Below are 18,791 nucleotides of genomic sequence, written 5' to 3' on the forward strand. Positions count from 1 at the left end.
CTCCACTCGGCTGAGTTGGTTTCGGTCACGGCGTCGTCGCGACCGCCGGCGGCCGCGACAGGCGCTCCACCTTGGGGTCGTCCCACCTGCCGGTGACCAGGTAGTCGAAACTGAAGGCCTTGCTCAATGGCCCCTGCAGGATCTTGTCGGCGAGCAGCGTCGCGACGCCGGCCAGCGGGTTGATCACCGCCACGCCGAGCGCCGCACTGCTGCCGAGATCGGGCTGGACGCTGACTTCGAGGCGCTGCGTCTCATTTTTCAGGTCAGCGTCGCCGCTGAGGACGACGCGCGCCGCTGGGCCGCTGATCTGCAGCCGATCGGTGTGCATGACGCCGCTCTTGACCGCGATGCTGCCGGTGATGCCGTCGAACGCGAAACCCTCGCTGAAGATATCGCCGAAATCGAAGGTGAAGCGTCGCGGCAGCCCCTGCAGGCTGATCAGCCCGAGCAACTTGCCGACGCCGGGATCGACCTTGAGGAATTGGCCGTGGCTTGCCTCGACCTGGATGTCGCCAGCGAGGGTTGCATGGTCCAGCTCGGTCGGCGCGCCGGTCCAGCCGATGCGGCCTTTCATCGCCGCCTTGCCGCCGCGTATCGTGCCACCGTAGCCGAGGCGGTCGAGCAGACGCCCGACATCGCCGCTCTCGAGGGCGAAATCGAGCTGCGTCCGGTTCCCTGCAGTGAGCTGCCACTGCCCACTGCCCGCCAGGCTGCCATACGGGTTGCGCAGATCGATGCGGTCCAGGCGCCAGATGCCGCCGTCGTTGTGCGCCTGCACCTCGAGGCGTCCGAAGCGCTTCTGCCCGATGGTGAAATCATCGACGATGACGTCGAGCGCCGGCAGTTCCTTGAGCGGCTCGCGGCTGGTGGTATCGCTGCGCACCCTGTCGGGACGCCGCCACTTGCTGAAATGCGCCTTCAACCTGCCGGCACCGCTGCCGTCCCACTGGAAGCTGCCGATCGCCTGCTCCGACTCGACATTGCCGCGCCAGCGCGTCGTGATGCCGGTGATGCCAACACCGACGCCGGTGTAGGTCTGACCAATGACGACGAGTTCGTCAGCCCTGACATCGACGGCGACCGGGAAGCCGGTCGCGGCGACCTCAGCGCTCTTCCGGCCACCGCCGAGAAGGCTCTGCCAGGCGTCCAGATCGAGGCTGCGCGCGCTGATGCCGACATTGAGCCCGCGCTCGGGCAGCGCCGCGGCCGGCCGGCCGATCGCGATCATGCCGCGCTCGATCTGTGCCTCGCTGTCTTTCCTGCGGCGGACCAGCTGCACGCTGAGCACGTCGCCGAGGGTGGCACGGACCTGATCGCGGACGATGGCCTGGCCGCCAGCGGCCGCCGGCAGCAGTCCGTTCTCGAAATGCAGGGGCATCGCTTCGCTGGCAGACTTGCCAAGCGGCGCCGGCAGGGTCGAGCTGACGCCAAGCAGATCACTGTCCACCAGGACGTCGACATCGCGCTTGCGCAACCGGATCTCGGCGCGATAGGCGGTGCCGCCGGCGAAAGCGGCGAGTACGGGCGAGCCGATGTGCCGGCGCAGATCGTCGACCAGCAGCGAGCCGCTTGCCAGCACCCGCACCCTGCCGGACTCGGTGCCCCCGGTGATGCGCAGCGGGCCGCCGAAAAGCGTCGCGTTGATCCCGGGGACACGCAGGTCCCGTTCCGAGAACTGCAGGTTGCCCTTCACCTGCTGCAACGGCGGCAGCACAGGGTCGACGACGACCTCGTTGGCCTGGAACGTATAGGTGCCGTCGATCTTCGAATCGCCGAGCCGCGCCTCCTCGAGCGGAATGACCAGACCGATTTCCAGCCGGCCTGCTCCGCGTGCACTCATCTTCTCGGTGAAGTGGTCGATCTGCGCTGCCACCGGACTCTGGTCGATGAACTTGAGGAACTCGGCGGTTGGCCCGGCGACGTGGCCCTTGAGCTTTAGCGTGCTCACCGGTGCGTCGAAATCCGGGATCTCGGCCCGCGTCTGCGCCAGCGTCGCACCGAGAATCGTGCCGTGGCGCGCCTGCACCACCATGCCGTTGCCCTCGAAACGCAGGTCGGCATCGATGCTCGTGATCGGCGGCCAGCCGGTACCGTAGTCGAGGACGACATCCTGCGCCTTGACGGTGACGAGGAACTGTCCCTGTTTGCGGTCGAGAAAGGGGAAGTGCGCCAGATCGCCCTTGAGGATCAGCCGGGCTTCGCTGGCGGTTCCCGCCAGCAGCGCGTCGCGCACCCAGTGGCGGGCATCGACGTTGATCGCCGCCGGCAGGTAGCGCCAGACCGCGGTCGCTTCGGCACGCGTCAGCGCAGCCGTCAGGTCGATGCTGCCCGGCCCGTCCGGACTGCTGCGGTAAGTTCCCTGCGCCGAACCGGCCGCGTCGGCGCCGGCGAACTCGGCACGTGACAGCTCGGCCTCGAGCCGACCCTGGCTGACCTTCCACTTCGCCTGCGCGTGCAGCGTGTCGAGGGCGATCGCCGACTCGGGAAAGACCTGCGGCAGCTCGACACGCACCTGCCGCGAGCGCAGTTGCACGGCACCGCCCTTCTCGCTGGCGTCGAGCGAGCCCGACAGGCCACTGGCGCCGGGGAACTGCCGCACCGGTCGCAACGCGAGGTCGGCGAACGAAGCCTGCAGCGAATAGGCCTGCAGCTCCTCGGAGCTGCCGCGCCAGCTGGCGTGCAGGTCGCCAATGCGGCCGCGCGGCGCGAAGTCGTCGAGCAGGCGGCGCGACTGCGGGTCGAGCGGCAGGTAGGCGGCCAGTCCGCCAAGGACGCCGAGGTCCACCGCTGTCGCCGTCGCACTGCCGCGCAGCGAAGCGCTCGGCGCCTTCTCCTGCTGCCATTCGAGGTGGAAATCGGTCGGCTCGATGCGCAGTCCGCCTGCCTGCTCCGGCGGTCCCGCTGCGGCGGCATCGGCAGCCACCGCTGGCGCCGGCGACTGGGCGAGGAGTTCGACGCGACGTCCGTCAAGGCGCATGCCCGCGGCCAGGAAATGTGCCGCGACACGCCCGGAGAGCCGATCCAGAGCCAGTTCCGGCAGGTTCCTGGCCAACCGTAGGTTGACGCTGGCGAGCGACAGGTCGGCTGTGAGGTTCTGCAGCGCCCCCTCGGCAAAGCCTGCCCACGCGCGTATCGCGCCACGACCATGCGGCAGCGCGAAAGGATAGTCGATCCATGCCCGCCAGGCAGCGAGATCGACGTAGTCGACCTGGACGAAGGCCTCCCCTTTCCAGCTGGCGGCGTTCTCCAGGTCCCTGCCGCGGAAGTCGCCGCGCAGGTCGATCGCCGACGCCAGCTCGGCAGGCGGCAGCGCGGTCAATCCGAAGCGGTGGTGGCGGCCGTCATTGTCGAGCGCCAGGTTGACGTCTTCCAGTACCAGTGGCGGGGCGCCGGGTCTGGCGTCCTCCCAGAGCACCGTTGCGCCATTGACGCGAATCTGTTTCTGCGCCAGGACCCAGTCCACGACACCTCCATCGCTGTCATCCTCGGTGACGGCGATGCCGGCGACGAAGAAGCGGCCGTCGTGGTCACGCCGCAGATGCAACGTCGGCTCATCGATGCGCAGCAGGCGCAGGCGCAACTGCAGCCGCGGCAGCGAGGACCAGGACAGCACGCTCTCGACGCGCGAGAAGGCCAACGCGGGCTGGCCCCGGGCATCGGCGATGCGCACGTCGGAGAGGACGAGATCGGGATTGAGACCGGCCCAGCTCGCCTCGATGCCGCCGATGGCGACCGAGAGGCCGAGCGCCTGGCCAGCCGCACGTTCGATTTCCGGCCGATAGTGCTCAATGTTGGGCAGGATCAGGTAGCGCAGGCCAAGCACCAGCAGCACGAAGGCGAAGTAGAGCACGAGGGCGGCGCGCACGGCCCAGCGCCAGCCGGTGCGCACCGCCGGATGCGAGACGAAGGGCACGAGACGGTGCAGGCGATGGTAGACCGCCGGGCGCAGTTCCTCCTGCCGCATCAGAGTGGGCTCGCGCGGAGAGACTTTTGCCAACAGTCGGTGCGCGTCACTAGAATGTCGGGGTACCCGGTCGAGTTCGCCAATATCCCATTGTAACGGCTTTGCCGCACCGCTTCAGCGTCCGTGGCGCAGCGCGCGATCCGGATCCAGACGAGATGAAGGAACCATGAACAGCTCCCGCGACGCCAGGCTACCCGATCTCGCTGCCGCGCGGCTGGCGGCGACTGCGCACAGCCGCTACCTGCGTCAGCTGCTGGCAGCGCGGCCGGAAGTCGCCGTCTGGCTCGACGGCAACGCCGCCAGCCCACTTTCCGCGGAGCGGATGAGCGCCTTCCTCCGCGCTGCCGCACCGCGCAACGAAGAGGAACTGAAGCGTTGCCTGCGGCACCTGCGGCAACGCGTCATGGCGACGCTGATCGTGCGCGACATCGGTGGTCTGGCGCCCCTCTCCGAGGTCATCGAGACGATGACCCGGCTCGCCGACGTCGTCACCAACTTCGCGCTCGACCTCCTGCATCGACAGCTCGCCGGACAGTTCGGCGAGCCCCTCGACGAGCACGGCCGGCCGCAGCGGCTGCTCGTCATCGGCATGGGCAAGCTCGGCGGTCGCGAACTCAACGTTTCGTCGGACGTCGATTACATCTTCGTTTATCCGGAGGAGGGGCGAACCGCCGGCAACGGTCGCCGCCTCGACAACTACGAGTTCTTCCTGCGCCTCGGCAAGCGACTGATCGGCGCCCTCGGCGACGCCACCGAGGATGGCCAGGTCTTCCGTGTCGACATGCGACTGCGGCCGAACGGCGATTCCGGGGCGCTGGTCGGCTCGCTCGGCTCGCTCGAGAACTACTTCATCGCACAGGGCCGCGAGTGGGAGCGCTACGCCTGGATCAAGGCACGGGTGATGAACGAGGGAGCCAATCTGCAACCGGAGTGGATCGACGCCCTGCAGCGCATCTGCCGCCCGTTCGTCTTTCGCAAGTATCTCGATTTCGGGGCGATCAACGCCATGCGCGAGCTGCACGCGCAGATCCGGCGCGAAGTGGCGCGTCGCGACATGGCCGAGCACATCAAGCTCGGCCCCGGAGGCATCCGCGAAATCGAGTTCATCGCCCAGGTTTTCCAGCTCATTCGCGGTGGGCGCGACCCGGCACTGCAGGTTCGCCCGACGTTGCGGATCCTCGCCCTGCTCGCCGAGCGTCGGCTGCTGCCGGCGGAGAGTGAACGCGAGCTGGCGACCGCCTACGAATTCCTGCGCCGCCTCGAGCACCGCCTGCAGTATGTCGCTGACGCGCAGACGCACCGCCTGCCGGGCGGTGACGACGAGCGCCAGGCGATCGCAACCTCGATGGCTTGCCACGACTGGGCCTCGTTCATGGTGGCGCTCGACGCGCATCGTGCGCTCGTCGCCCGCCACTTCGAGCAGGTGTTCTCCGAGCCCGAGGAAGGACGGCACCCGCTGGCCGGCATCTGGGACGGCGCGACGGCCAACGAGGACAGTCTCGAGCAACTGGCGGCGCTCGGCTTCCGCCAGCCACAGGCGCTCATCGAACGGGTACAGCGCTTCCGCGACAGCGGCCGCTATCTGCAGTTGCCGGCGAGCAACCGCGAGCGGCTCGACGCGCTGGGTCCGCGACTGATCGATGCGGCCGCCGCGACGGCGACACCCGACGCAACCTGGCAGCGCGGCCTTGACTTTCTCGACAAGATCAGCCGTCGCGGCGCCTATCTCGCGCTCCTGCAGCAGTATCCGCAGACGTTGAAGAAACTCGCCGAGCTGATCGGCAGTTCGTCCTGGGCAGCCGACTACCTGACCCGCCACCCGATCCTGCTCGACGAGCTCCTCGATTCGCGCATCTTCGACGTCACCACCGATTGGCAGCAGTTTCGCGGCAACCTGCAGGCGCGGCTGGCGGAGCACGTCGATGACACCGAGCGGGAGATGGACATCCTGCGCGAGACCCATCATGCGCAGGTCTTCCATTTCCTGGCGCAGGACCTGGCGGGCATGCACACGGTCGAGCATCTCGCCGACCGGCTCAGCGAGCTTGCCGACATCATGGTGCAGACGACCCTTGATCTCTGCTGGCAGAAGCTGAAGTCCCGCCACCCGCGTCCGGAACTGCCGCCACGCTTTGCCGTCATCGCCTACGGCAAGCTCGGCGGCAAGGAACTGGGCTTCGCCTCCGACCTCGACCTCGTCTATCTGCATGACGACCCCGAGAGCGGCGCAGGTGAGCTCTATGCCCGCCTCGGCCAGCGCATGAGCACCTGGATGTCGAGCCAGACCGCCGCCGGCAGCCTCTTCGAAGTGGACCTGCGGCTGCGCCCGAACGGCGATTCGGGAATGCTCGTCTGCCCGGTCGACGCCTTCCGCGACTACCAACTGCAGCACGCCTGGGTGTGGGAACACCAAGCCCTGACGCGCGCGCGCTTCTGCGCCGGCGACCCGGCTGTCGGCGAGCGCTTCGAGGCGATTCGCACCGAGATCCTGCGCCAGCCCCGCGATCTGGCGACCCTGCGCCGGGAAGTGCTGGCGATGCGACAGCGCATGCTCGAGCAGCATGGCTCGGGTAGCCAGCAGTCGTTCGACATCAAGCACGACCGTGGCGGCCTGATCGACGTCGAGTTCATCGTCCAGTACCTGATCCTCGGCCATGCACAGCACCATGCCCGACTCTGCGGCAACCTCGGCAACATCGCGCTGCTCGGCATCGCCGGCGATCTGGGGCTGATTCCGGTCGCAGCCGCGACGGCGGTGCGTGACGCCTACCGCGAGTATCGCCGCATGCAGCACGTGCTGCGACTGAACGCCGGCCGCCGCGCGCGCGTCGCACGTGCCACGGTCAGCGGCCGCATCGAGGCGGTGCTCGCACTCTGGCAGCAGGTTTTCGCTTCGCCGTAGGCATCGGTTATCATCCACGCTCCCACAGCAAGCAATGGAGGACGCCGATGCGCCAGAACCTGCCGGTGACTGATGTCGAGACGATGCTGCCCGAGAACGCGTTCATCTACTCCCGGACCGATCTGAAGGGCGTGATCGTCGAAGCCAATGAAGCCTTTGCCAGTGTCAGCGGCTTCGAGCGGCGGGAGATGGTCGGCCAGCCACACAACATCGTGCGTCACCCCGACATGCCGGTCGAGGCGTTCGCCGACCTCTGGCGCGAGCTGAAGAGTGGTCGCCCCTGGCGTGGCATCGTCAAGAACCGGCGCAAGGACGGCGGCTTCTACTGGGTGGTGGCGAATGTGTCGCCGGTCCGTGAAGGTGGCCACGTGGTTGGCTATCAGTCGGTGCGCAGCCGGCCGACCCGCGCCGAGATCGATGCCACGGCGAGCGCCTACCAGCGCATCCGCCAGGGCGACCCGCGGCTGCGCATCGAGCAGGGCCGCGTGGTGAATCGTCGTGCCGCAAGCATCGCCCGCCTGCTCTCGCTTCCGGTACAGCTGACGCTGGTCGGCAGCGTCGCGCTGTTCGGTGCGGCGATGCGCCTTGGCGGTACGAGCTTCAGCGGCGGCATACTGGGTACGCTTCTCGACCTGCTGGCGGTTGCTTCCGTTCTTTATGGCCTGTTCTTCCTCTTCGCCTATGTGCCACGCCTGCATGGCGACCTGCACGGATTCGCCGAGTGGCTCGAGCAACTGCTCACCAGCGGCAATCTCAGGCAACGAATCGATTCGCCACGCAGCGACCTGATCGGCACCGTCATCCGCCAGACCGACCGCTTCGTCTCCTCGGTACAGGCGACCGTGCAGGGGATGGCCGACGTCGCGGCGCAGGTCGGCGATGCCACGCGCGATGTCGGACGCGGGGTGCAACAGGTCCAGGAAGCGACGGGCAAACAGAACGTGGCGACCGCTTCGGCAACCGCCGCGGTCGATGAAGTGACCGCCCTGATCGCCCGCGTTGCCGACAATGCCCGCGCAACGCAGGCAGTCGCCAGCCAGACAGGCGGCGTTTCGCGCGCCGGAGCCAAGGAGTCCGAGCAGGCCTGTGCGGCGATCGGCTCCCTCGCCGAAACGGTCCGCCTGTCGGCCGAACAGGTCGAGACGCTCGGCCAGCGATCGACCGAGATCAGCCAGATCACCTCGGTGATCAAGGAGATAGCCGATCAGACCAATCTGCTGGCGCTGAACGCCGCCATCGAGGCTGCGCGGGCCGGTGAGCAGGGACGGGGCTTCGCCGTGGTGGCCGATGAAGTGCGAAAACTGGCCGAACGCACCGGCAAGGCGACGCAGCAGATCAGCGACCTGGTCACCGCCATCCACGCTGAAACCACGACCGCGGTCGATGGCATGCGCGCCGGTGCGACGCAGGTTGGCGAGGGAGTCGAACGGGTCACTTCGTCGAAGGAAATCCTGCAGCGGATCAATGCCGAGATGGACGAGACGATCCGGCGCGTGGAGGAAATCTCGCAAGCCTCGGTGGGCCAGACCGCCGCGATGTCGCAACTGGCGGAAAACGTCAGGCAGGTATCGGCAATGACCGCCGCCTGCGTCGCGCTCGCCAGCCAGACCGACGTCATGGTGGTTGAACTGACGGCGATGGTCGACCGGATGGAGAAGTCGGTCGGCCAGTTCTCACTCTAGCAGCTTGGCCGTGCCGCTCGCAGGACCACGCTGACGGCGGCGACAGCGGTCGCCGGACCGGCGGACCATTGCGCGCAGACGGGACATGCCGGCAACAAGCGCCTCACCGTCGCCCACCAGCACGTCCTCATGCCAGGCGATGTGGAGAACGACGTTGGGCCGAGGTAGCCCCGGCAGAGCCGAATGCTCGAGAACGCAGCGGCCCAGGGCAGAAAGACCAGACGCTGTGCCAGCAGCGCCTGCAGACCGGGCGATCGGCCCACATGCACTGGCAGTACCCGCGCGACCGGCTCGCCCGGCCGTGGGCCGGGACACCGTTCAGGCGACGCAGCCGGCGACGGGAAGCCGCAGGACCATGCCCTCGTCGGCTGCGAGGACCAACGGCGAGAGGCCGACCCGTCGTGGCGGAGTCATGGTTGTTGACAGCAGCAGTTCGGCCGCAGCGCAGGACAGCGGCAACACCGGGCAGCGAGGCTCGGCAGCGAAGTTGAGCAGCACGAGCAGGGCGTTGCCCGGGTCACCGCGCAGGTAGGCGAAGACGTCCGGCTGCCCGGCGTCGAGAGAACGGTAGGAACCGCTGGCGAGTGCCGGCTCGGCTCGCCGCAGCGTGCTCATGGCGCGGAAGAAGGCGAGCGATGAACTCGGGTCACCCAACTGGCGGGCCACGTTGTGCGCGCCGCAATCCGGCGCCAATGGCAACCACGGACGGACCCCGGCAGCCGCAAAGCCGGCATTCGCCGAGGCATCCCACTGCATCGGCGTGCGCTGCGGGTCGCGGCCGACGAGATGGGCGATTTCCGGCTGCCTGAGCGCCGGCGGGTCCTGCATCAGCGTCAGGGGCAGCGGCACGTCGAGCATGCCGATCTCGTCGCCGTAGTAGCAGGTCGGCGTACCGCGCAGGGTGAGCAACAGCATGTGCGCGACCCGTGCCTGGCGCGATCCCACACGACTGGCCAGCCGCTTCTGATCGTGATTGCCGAGCACCCAGTTGGGCCAGGCGTGCCCGGGCAGGGCCGCTTCGTAAGCGTCCACCAGGCGGCGGACGACGGTGGCCTCCCAGGAGGCACGGATGAGCTGGAAGTTGAACGGCAAATGGCACTCCGCGCCTTGCTCATCACCGTAGTAGCGGACCAAGTCGGCGTTCGGCAGGTAAAGTTCGCCGATCATCAGGCGGTCGTTCCAGCCGTCGAGGAAGGTCCGCATGCGGCGAATCAGGCCGTGCACCTCAGGCAGGTTGCCGGTGTGCACATGCAGCAGCCGCTGGTACTCGCGAACCCCGTTCCAGTTCGGGTTCTCCGGTTCGTCACGGAACAGCGGGTCCTTCAGCAGCTCGCCGATGACGTCGACGCGGAAGCCGTCGACACCCTTGTCGAGCCAGAAGCGCATGCAGTCCAGGATCGCCGGCAGGACTTCGGGGTGGCGATGGTTCAGTTCCGGTTGTTGCGGCAGGAATTGGTGCATGTAGTACTGGCCGCTGGCCTCGTCGAAGGTCCAGGCCGGACCGCCGAAGTGGCTCAGCCAGTTGTTCGGCGGGCCGCCGCCGGGTGCCGGGTCGCGCCAGATGTACCAGGCTCGCCGCGGGTTGTCGCGCGCACTGCGGCTGGCGATGAACCAGGGATGGAGATGCGAGCTGTGGTTGGGAACCAGATCGAGAAGAAGCCGCATGCCGCGCGCGTGCACCTCGGCGAGCAGGCGGTCGAAGTCGGCCATCGTGCCGAAGAGGGGGTGTATGGCGCAGTAATCGGCGACGTCGTAACCGAAGTCATGCATTGGCGACGGATAGATCGGCGACAGCCAGAGGATATCGACGTTGAGGCTGTGCAGGTAATCGAGACGGGCGATGATCCCCGCCAGGTCGCCGACGCCATCGCCATTGCTGTCCTGGAACGAACGCGGGTAGATCTGGTAGATGATGCCGGTCTGCCACCAGCTGGCGGTAGCGCTCATGATCGCACGGCGGCCGTGCAGGCGGTGGCCATCCGGTCGAGGGCGGTGGCGAGGGTCTGTCGCGGGCAGCCGAAATTGAGCCGGACCCACCCCGCCAGGCCAAACTCGGCGCCGCTCGACAGGCCGACCCCGGCTGCCTCGAAGAAGGCCGCCGGATCGGCGACGGCGAGGCCGCGCGCATCGATCCACGCCAGGTAGGTCGCCTCGACATGGCTCATGGCAAGGCCGGGCAATGAGCGGACGGCAGCCTCGACGGTGTCGCGGTTGCGCCGCAGGGTGGCGAGCAGGGCGCGCTGCCAGTCGTCACAGTCGCGGTAGGCGGCTTCGCAGGCCGCCAGCCCGAGCGCATTGACATGCGGCACGATGCCCCGCATGGCGGCGTTGAAACGGCGACGCAGTGTAGCGTCGGCGATGACGGCGAAGGCACAGCCGAGGCCGGGAATGTTCCACGTCTTCGATGGTGCCATGAGCGTGATCGTTCGCCGCGCCACCTCGTCGTCGAGCATCGCCAACGGCAGGTGCCGGCGGTGCTCGTCAAGGACGAGCCCGCAGTGGATCTCGTCGGAGCAGACGATGAGGTCGTTGCGCAGGCTGAAGGCTGCGATCCGCTCGAGTTCTTCGCGCTCCCAGGCGCGACCGACCGGGTTGTGCGGATGGCAGAGCAACAGCAGCCGGCTGCTCGGCAGTACCGCGTCCTGCAGCGCCGCGAAATCGTACACCCAGCGCTCGTCGACCTGGCACAGCGGCGCCGTCGTCAACCGCCGATCGGACAGGCGCGGCGCGCTGAGGAACGGCGGATAGACCGGCGTCGCCGTGATCACGTCACCATCGACGGCGCGGCAGGCGACGTTGAGCCCGCTCACCAGGCCGGGCAACCAGAGCAGCCAGTCTGCCTCGACCTGCCAGCCGTACTCGCGCTGCAGATGGCCGATGACGGCCTCGTGGAGTTCGGGCATCGGTTCGGCGTAACCGAAACAGCCGTGCGCGACGCGGCGTTCGAGTGCAGCGATGATCGCCGGCGGCGCGGCGAAATCCATGTCGGCAACCCACAGCGGCAGCACGTCGCGCCCGGCGCGCGGTTCCATTTCAGCGAGTCGCCGGACGAGCGGTCGATGACCCGCTCGAAGTCGTGAGCCGGCAGATCGGCAGCGCAGCTGCGCACCGTGCGCTGCGGGCGTCGAGCCGGGCCGTCAGGCGGCGCTTGCTGAACCATGGACACGAGGACTCTCCCGGGAATGATCGATGAGCGGCCGCACCGGCCGGCTAGGCAAGAAAGAGCCGGTAGGCCTCGTTGCCGGTCTCGTCCCAGTGCGCGTAACCGAGCGTGCGCAGGAACTGCCGGAAGTCGCCCATCTCGTCCGGTGGCACCTGCATGCCGACCAGCACGCGGCCGTAATCGGCGCCGTGGTTGCGATAGTGGAAGAGGCTGATGTTCCATCCGGCACTCATCCGGTTGAGGAAGTTCATCAGTGCTCCCGGTCGCTCGGGGAACTCGAAGCGGTAGACGATCTCGTTGCTGATCGTCGGCGAGTGACCGCCGACCAGGTGACGGATGTGGCCTTTCGCCATTTCGTCGTCGGTCAGGTCGAGGGTGGGGTAGCCGTGCTTGCGCAGATGCTGCAACAGGCGTACCGACTCCGCACGCGAAGCAACCTGGATGCCCACGAAGATGTGCGCCTCGCGCTGATCGTTGTAGCGGTAGTTGAACTCGGTGATGCTGCGGGCACCGATCAGGGCGACGAACTGCTTGTAGGCCCCCGGTCGCTCGGGCAGCGTCACGGCGAAGACCGCCTCGCGCTGCTCGCCGATCTCCGCCCGTTCGGCGACGAAACGCAGCCGGTCGAAGTTGATGTTGGCGCCCGATGCCGTGGCGACCAGGGTCCTGCCCTGCAGCCGGTGGCGCGCCGCGTACTCCTTGGCGCCGGCAACTGCCAGCGCGCCGGCTGGCTCGAGCACCGCGCGCGTGTCCTCGAAGACGTCCTTGATCGCGGCGCAGATGGCGTCGGTATCGACCAGCACCATTTCATCGACGTGGGTCTGACAGAGGCGGAAGGTCTCCTCGCCGACGTACTTGACAGCGGCGCCATCGGCAAACAGGCCGACGTGCTCGAGCCGGACACGCTTGCCGGCACGCAGGGAGCGCGCCATGGCGTCGGCGTCGACCGCTTCGACGCCGACGATCCGGGTCGCTGGTCGCAGGCGCTTGACGTAGGCGGCAACTCCCGAGATCAGCCCGCCACCACCGACACAGCAGAAGATGGCGTCGATCGGCTCCGCATGCTGGCGCAGGATCTCCATGCCGATGGTGCCTTGGCCGGCGATCACCTCCGGATCGTCGAAGGGATGCACGAAGCTCAGGCGCTCGCTCTTCTCGATTGCCTGCGCATGCGCGTAGGCGTCGTCGTACGACTCACCGGCCAATAGCACTTCGCCACCGCGTTGCCGGACTGCCTCGACCTTGATCTGCGGCGTCGTCGTCGGCATGACGATCACTGCCCGGCAGCCCACCCTGGCTGCGGCCAGCGCGACGCCCTGCGCATGGTTGCCTGCCGAAGCGCAGATCACGCCGCGTTGCAGCTTCTCCTTCGACAGGTGCACGATCTTGTTGTAGGCGCCACGCAGTTTGAAGGAGAAGACGGGCTGCAGATCCTCGCGCTTGAGCAGCACCCGATTGCCGATGCGTGCCGACAGGCCAGGGGCCCGGTCGAGTGGGGTTTCGATCGCCACGTCATAGACGCGGGCGTTGAGGATTCTCTCGAGGTAATCGATGGGCATGGCGGCAGGTCGCCCCAGTGCTTTGCCAAAGGCGCCGATTCTAGCAGGAGAAGGCGGCGAGCAGCCGCTGCCCGCTGGCGCGGCGGTTGCGCGGCCGCTTCAGGCCCCGCGATCGTTGGGCGTCAGCGTGAGCTGCCGCAGGGCGTCGCCCATCGGCAGATGCAGATTGCCACCGTCTGGCGGAATCGGCGAGGTGAACCAACGCTCGTAGATGCGCGCGAACTCGCCGCTCTGCATCAGGCCGCCCAGTGTCCGATCGACCAGCTTCTTGAACTGCGCGTCGTGGCGACGGAAGGCAATGGCGTAAGGCTCGAAACCGAAGCGGTCGTCGAGCAACATGAAGCGCTCGCGCTCAACGGCGGCAAGCTGCAGCAACAGGCCACGCAGCGACACGTCGTCGAGCACCAGCGCAGCGACCTCGCCACGCAGCAGGAGTCGCAGTCCTTCCGCCTGATCACGGCTGCCGCGATGGCTGACTTGCAGTCCCTGGCGGGCGGCTGCCGAAGCCAGGTAGGCCGCCGCCGTCGTCCCGAAGACGGTCGCCACGGTCTTGCCCTGCAGGTCGGCAAATGAACGGATGCCGGCATCCCTGCTGACCAGCGCCTGGATGCCGGCAACGAAGATGGTGCTGCTGAAAGCGAGGTCGCGCTGCCGATGTTCGGTGTTGATCGTTGCGCCACAATCGAGGTCGATCGTTCCGGTCTCGAGCATGATCTGGCGCGCACCGGGCGTCGTCGGAACCGGCACCACCGCCAGATGCGGCAGGTTCAGCTGCGCCTGGATGGCGTCGGTGACATGACGACAGAGGTCGATCGCGAAACCGATCGCCTCACCCCCGCCAGCCAGATAGGAGAAGGGGATGGCGGCCTCACGGTAGCCGATATAGACCGCGTTCGCCGCACGAATCTTCGCCAAGGTCGGCGACGCCGGTCCTTCCTCGGCGCTCGGCGCCGGGACGAGGAGGAACAGGCAGGCGGCAGCGAGCAAGGCGCGGGACAGGCACGCAGCGGCAACTCTCATGTCACGACCTCCGTGGTCGGACCGGCCGGCCCGGGCGACGGGCGGCGCGGCCAATGGCGAAACGCGATGCCGCGCGCATGCCGAACCTATTGCCAGCGTGAGTTGCCGTGGCGGTGCGCGCGGCGGCAGCGACGCCGGTCGTCAGGCGGGCGACCGAGTTCACGGCACCGCCGGCCGTGTCGCGGGGAACTGACCGGGTACCACCGGCTGGTTGCGAGCGCCGACCAGGCCAGCCGCTGCCCCGTCGCTCAATTCCTTGGCCCTGCGCGCGAGCAGTTCGCGATCGGGCTGGGCGTAGGTGGGTGCCGCTGGCGGGCAGAGTTGCGCCGGATCGGCCGCCGCCATTTCCTTGGCCGCCGGCGCTTCATCGCCTTCCGCACGTTTCAGGCCGAGCTTCTCGAGCAGTCGGCCCATGCCGGCGTAGCTGCGCAAATAGGCCAGGGCAAGCTCGATCTCGGCATTGACCTGCGAGCGGCGGGCATCGAAATACTCGTTCTGGGTGTTGAGCAGGTCGAGCAGTGTGCGCTGGCCAATGTTGAACTGGTCGCGATAGGCGTTGCGCGTCTTCTCGACCAGTTCGACCTGCATGGCGATCTGGCCGATCTGGTCGCGCAGGCGGATCGTGTCGTGGAAGGCGATCGACAGCGTCTGCCGGATGTCCCGACAGGCCTTCTCGCGCTGGTCGAGGGCGATGTTCTTGCGCTCCCGGTACTGGCGGTTGCGCGCCAGGTCCGAGCCGCCGTTGTAGAGATTGTAGTCGAGCCGCATTTCGACGACGCTGTTGTCGCGGGCATCGCCGAGGCCCGCGAAGTCACTGAAATGCTCGCTGCGGGCGATCAGGTGCAGTCGCGGCATGAAGGCGGCGCGCTGCTTTTCGAGGTCGTGCTGCGATGCTTCGACGTTCTCGACCGTCGCCTGCAAGGCCGGGTTGTTCGCCAGTGCCACGACGAGGACGGCCTCGGCGCGATCGGGAAACGAACTCGCAAGATCGGCCGGGGCAAACATGACTTTCGCCGGCTGCTCGCCAATCAATCGCAGATAGCGCGCCGTCACATCGTGCAGGTTGGCGAGTGCGGTAGTCAGGTTGACATCCGCCAGAGCCAAGCGGCTGGCGGCCTGATCGACATCGACCCGCTTGCCGACACCCGATTCGGCCCGCAAGCGGAGTTGATCGAGCGCCGCCTGATGCTGGATGTAGTTCTCCTCGGCAAGATACACCAGACGACGATGGCGAACGACGTCGAGATAGGCGCGGCCCGCTTCGAGAGCCGTATTCTCCGAGGCATCGAGCAGTTCGAAGTAACGGACGAGCTTGGCCTTGCCCAGCCTCTTGACCTCGCTGGCGGTGGCGAAACCGTCGAACACCATCTGCCGCAGGTTGATCAGTGCGTAATTTCGGCTCCAGGACGTCTCGGCGGCGGGATCGCTTCGCGGCGTCAGCCTCTCACGACCGACGGCCGCCGCGACGTCGACCTGCGGCAGGAAACCGCCGCGCGCGACGTCGACCTCCTCCCGCCCTTCGCGAAAGGCATGCCAGCGCGCCTGCACCTCGGGGTTCCGCAGCACTGCGATCTGCGCCGCCTCGTGCAGAGAGACATGCTCGGGATTCGTTGCACTGGCGGCAGAGGAAGTCATCAGCGGCAGCAGAGCCGCCAGCAGGAATGACACGGGGGGCAGGCTTGAACCCTGTCTCTTGTTTTTCATGTCAAAGTGGACCCGAGAGTGTGAGGTTTGCCGCATTATACTCAGCAGTTGGTCCGCGGCGACAAGGCCGCTCATGCCCCGGGATTGATCGATCTTGCTCACCTTCTCCCGCCTTGCACCGATCCGGCCGGCGCTCGGCGCTCTCGCGGCCAGCGTGCAGGCCTGCGTCGCGGCCTCGCTGCTGCTCGTCGCCAGCTGGTACGCAGCCGCCAACCCCGACCTGGCGGCAATGGAGCAACAGCTCATCGCCCGCTTCGGCCCCGCCCGGATCACCCTGTTGCGCGACTGGGCCCGCATGATCGCCTCGACCAGCCTCCTCAACGACAGCGAAAAATTGCGGCGAATCAACGACTTTTTCAATCAGAACATCAGCTTCGACGACGACCGGGCGATCTGGCAGGAGTCGGACTACTGGGCGACGCCGCTCGAGACCATCGGCCGCGGCAGGGGCGACTGCGAGGATTTCGCCATTGCCAAGTACTTCTCGCTGCAGCTTGCCGGCATTCCGGTGCGCAAGATGCGCCTCATCTACGTCCGTGCCAGCACGACGACGCCATCAGGGGCGGCACAGCAGGCGCACATGGTCCTCGCCTACTACGCGAACCCGCGCGCCGAACCGGTCCTGCTGGACAATCTGCACACCACCATTAGACCGGCAGCGCAACGCCGCGACCTGCAGCCGGTGTTCAGCTTCAACAGCGAGGGGCTCTATCCCGGGATCGCCGGAACCACGTCGGCCAGCGCGGGGCCACTTGGTCGCCTCTCGCGCTGGGAGAGACTGTTGCAACGGGCGCGCAGCGAGGGCTTCCACTGAGGGGCCGACAGAGAGGATCACGATCATGTCCATCTACCGCCAATTCTGGCTTGCCATCGTCACCAGCATGCTGCTCGCTTTCGGAGGCAGCCTGGTCGCCTCGTTGCTGAGCGCGCGTGCCTACCTCGAGGCGGAGCTGTCGATCAAGAACGCCGACAATGCCACGGCTCTGGCACTGGCCATCAGCCTTGGCAAACCGGACGCGGCGATGGTCGAACTGAGTGCGGCGGCGCTTTTCGACAGCGGCCGCTACGAGTTGATCCGGGTCGTCGATGCTGAAGGGGCAACGCTGGTCGAGAAGGCCGCCCTGCCAGACGATCCCGACGCTCCCGATTGGTTTGTCCGGCTGCTGCCGATCGAGGCGATACCGGGTACGGCGCAGATCAGCAGCGGCTGGGATCAGATCGGCACCCTGACGGTGATCAGCAACCGGCGTTTCGCCTACACGGTCCTGTGGCAGGGCGTCTGGCGGGTAGTGGTGGCACTGGCGCTGGCCAGCCTGGTCGCCGGCGGCCTCGGCTGGTTCATCGTCGGCCGCCTAAAGGCGCCGCTGCAGGCGGTGATCGAGCAGGCCACGGCGATCACCGAGCGGCGCTTCGTCACCATCGACGAGCCGAGGGTACCCGAATTGAAGCGTCTGGCGATGGCGATGAACGCGACTGTGCGGCGACTCGCAACGATCTTCGCCGACGAAGCCGCGCGCCTCGACAAGCTCCATCAGGAAGCCAACCTCGATCCTTTGACGGGTCTCGCCAACCGCGGCCACTTCATGGCACAACTGCAGCAGTGGCTCGACGCCGAGCATGCCGGCGAGGGCAGCCTGCTTCTGATCCGCCTCGCGCACCTGGCCGACCGCAACCGACAGCTCGGCCGCGCGACGACGGACGAGCTCCTTCGCTGTCTTGCGGCAACGATACGGGAGCACACAGCAAGGGACGGCCAGTCGCTTGCCGGTCGGCTGAACGGCGCCGATTTCGCGATGATGTTGTCGGGCGGACGCGATCCGCAGGCAGCAGCGGCCGAGCTGTTGGCGGCGCTGCGCGAGGCCGGCAGACCCTACTCGGACGAGGAGGCATTCGCCTGGATCGGCTATGGCCACGCCAGGCACGGGACGCTGCTTGCCGATCTTCTCGCCAGGGTCGACCGCGCACTCGCCGCCGCGGAAGCAACTGGGACCAGTTGCACCCGCGGGGCGACCGCGGGCGCAGCGCAAGCGCTGCCGCCGACGGCCGATCAATGGGCGCAAGCCATCTCCCGCGCCGTCGACAGGAAGTGGCTGCGGCTGGCATCCTTCCCCGTGATCGACACGACGGGCGAGCTGTCGCACCGTGAATGCCCCCTGCGACTGCGTTTCGCGGAAGAGGGGGAGTGGCTGGCGGCTGGCGTCTTCCTGCCGGTCGCGGAACGGCTGCGGCTGACTCCTGCGCTCGATCTCGCGGCGGTCAGCCTGGCCATCGGCCAACTGCGGGCGTACCCCGCGCCCCATGGACTGGCAATCAACCTCGCCGCCAGTTCGCTGGCGAACACACGCTTCCGGCGGACCCTCCTGAGCATGCTCGCCGACGCCGCCAGCGATTCCCGGCAGCTTTGGCTGGAAGTGGGCGAAAGCGGCGCCCTGCGGCATCTCACCGCGTTCCGCGAGTTCTGTCGTGACGCCAGAGCCGCCGGCTGCCGCGTCGGCCTGGAGCACTTCGGCAACCGCTTCAGCCAAGTCGGATCGCTTCACGATCTGGCGCTCGACTACATCAAGGTCGATGCCAGCTTCATTGGCGGCATCACGTCGAACCGGGGCAACCAGGCTTTTCTCAAGGGGCTGACGACGATCGCGCATGCACTCGACTGGCAGGTGTTCGCCGAGGGGGTGGCGACGGCGGATGAACTTTCCGCTGTCGCCGACCTGGGCTTTGACGGCGCCACCGGTCCGGCAGTGCTGGCGCCGGCAGCGAACCCGCAGTGGGACTGACCCCCGCGCGCCGGTAGCGG

Annotated in this window: 9 protein-coding genes and 1 pseudogene; 4 read left to right on the top strand and 6 right to left on the bottom strand. The window is 67.5% G+C overall.

The genetic code is table 11. The annotated features are described in order from the left end of the window. Nucleotides 1–25: 25 nt before the first annotated feature. Nucleotides 26–3,964 (bottom strand): YhdP family protein, encoded by a 3,939-nt coding sequence (locus tag V5B60_RS03160; RefSeq protein ID WP_332345579.1) that lies wholly within the window; start codon nucleotides 3,962–3,964, stop codon nucleotides 26–28. Between the two features lie 166 nt (nucleotides 3,965–4,130). On the opposite strand from V5B60_RS03160, the gene glnE reads away from it, so the two are divergent. Together glnE and V5B60_RS03170 are read left to right on the top strand one after the other, a co-directional pair. After that, nucleotides 4,131–6,866, top strand: coding sequence for a bifunctional [glutamate--ammonia ligase]-adenylyl-L-tyrosine phosphorylase/[glutamate--ammonia-ligase] adenylyltransferase (glnE, locus tag V5B60_RS03165; RefSeq protein ID WP_332345580.1), 2,736 nt, complete (start codon nucleotides 4,131–4,133; stop codon nucleotides 6,864–6,866). Between the two features lie 47 nt (nucleotides 6,867–6,913). Continuing rightward, nucleotides 6,914–8,548 (top strand): methyl-accepting chemotaxis protein, encoded by a 1,635-nt coding sequence (locus tag V5B60_RS03170; RefSeq protein WP_332345581.1) that lies wholly within the window; start codon nucleotides 6,914–6,916, stop codon nucleotides 8,546–8,548. A gap of 318 nt (nucleotides 8,549–8,866) precedes the next feature. On the opposite strand, the gene V5B60_RS03175 is transcribed toward V5B60_RS03170, so the two are convergent. The 5 genes and pseudogenes from V5B60_RS03175 to V5B60_RS03195 form a co-directional block, all read right to left on the bottom strand. Beyond that, on the bottom strand, nucleotides 8,867–10,495 hold the full coding sequence (locus V5B60_RS03175; protein ID WP_332345582.1) for an alpha-amylase family glycosyl hydrolase: 1,629 nt from the start codon (nucleotides 10,493–10,495) through the stop codon (nucleotides 8,867–8,869). Continuing rightward, nucleotides 10,492–11,657: pseudogene (locus tag V5B60_RS03180) on the bottom strand (MalY/PatB family protein). The gene V5B60_RS03175 and the pseudogene V5B60_RS03180 overlap by 4 nt, the downstream one beginning before the upstream one ends. 101 nt (nucleotides 11,658–11,758) lie before the next feature. Next, a complete protein-coding gene (ilvA, locus tag V5B60_RS03185) occupies nucleotides 11,759–13,270 on the bottom strand; it encodes a threonine ammonia-lyase, biosynthetic (RefSeq protein WP_332345583.1) in 1,512 nt (503 codons plus the stop codon). Nucleotides 13,271–13,369: 99 nt separating this feature from the next. Continuing rightward, on the bottom strand, nucleotides 13,370–14,290 hold the full coding sequence (locus V5B60_RS03190) for an amino acid ABC transporter substrate-binding protein (RefSeq protein ID WP_332345585.1): 921 nt from the start codon (nucleotides 14,288–14,290) through the stop codon (nucleotides 13,370–13,372). Nucleotides 14,291–14,449: 159 nt separating this feature from the next. Then, nucleotides 14,450–15,994 carry a TolC family outer membrane protein gene (locus tag V5B60_RS03195; protein ID WP_332345586.1) on the bottom strand — a complete coding sequence of 515 codons (1,545 nt, stop codon included), beginning with the start codon at nucleotides 15,992–15,994 and terminating at the stop codon, nucleotides 14,450–14,452. Nucleotides 15,995–16,088: 94 nt separating this feature from the next. On the opposite strand from V5B60_RS03195, the gene V5B60_RS03200 reads away from it, so the two are divergent. Together V5B60_RS03200 and V5B60_RS03205 are read left to right on the top strand one after the other, a co-directional pair. Beyond that, nucleotides 16,089–16,808: a transglutaminase-like cysteine peptidase gene (locus tag V5B60_RS03200; protein WP_332345587.1), complete on the top strand. Its 720-nt coding sequence runs from the start codon at nucleotides 16,089–16,091 to the stop codon at nucleotides 16,806–16,808. Between the two features lie 25 nt (nucleotides 16,809–16,833). Further along, entirely contained in the window at nucleotides 16,834–18,771 is a 1,938-nt protein-coding gene (locus V5B60_RS03205; protein ID WP_332345588.1) for a bifunctional diguanylate cyclase/phosphodiesterase, read from the top strand. Nucleotides 18,772–18,791: the final 20 nt, after the last annotated feature.

Source organism: Accumulibacter sp. (assembly GCF_036625195.1).
Taxonomy (GTDB): domain Bacteria; phylum Pseudomonadota; class Gammaproteobacteria; order Burkholderiales; family Rhodocyclaceae; genus Accumulibacter.

What these genes read in the sequence shown, in the direction of transcription:
- V5B60_RS03205 (WP_332345588.1), top strand. Translation starts at nt 16,834, where the DNA reads ATGTCCATCTACCGCCAATTCTGGCTTGCCATCGTCACCAGCATGCTG.
- ilvA (WP_332345583.1), bottom strand. Translation starts at nt 13,270, where the DNA reads ATGCCCATCGATTACCTCGAGAGAATCCTCAACGCCCGCGTCTATGAC.
- V5B60_RS03195 (WP_332345586.1), bottom strand. Translation starts at nt 15,994, where the DNA reads ATGAAAAACAAGAGACAGGGTTCAAGCCTGCCCCCCGTGTCATTCCTG.
- V5B60_RS03160 (WP_332345579.1), bottom strand. Translation starts at nt 3,964, where the DNA reads ATGCGGCAGGAGGAACTGCGCCCGGCGGTCTACCATCGCCTGCACCGT.
- glnE (WP_332345580.1), top strand. Translation starts at nt 4,131, where the DNA reads ATGAACAGCTCCCGCGACGCCAGGCTACCCGATCTCGCTGCCGCGCGG.
- V5B60_RS03190 (WP_332345585.1), bottom strand. Translation starts at nt 14,290, where the DNA reads ATGAGAGTTGCCGCTGCGTGCCTGTCCCGCGCCTTGCTCGCTGCCGCC.
- V5B60_RS03175 (WP_332345582.1), bottom strand. Translation starts at nt 10,495, where the DNA reads ATGAGCGCTACCGCCAGCTGGTGGCAGACCGGCATCATCTACCAGATC.
- V5B60_RS03170 (WP_332345581.1), top strand. Translation starts at nt 6,914, where the DNA reads ATGCGCCAGAACCTGCCGGTGACTGATGTCGAGACGATGCTGCCCGAG.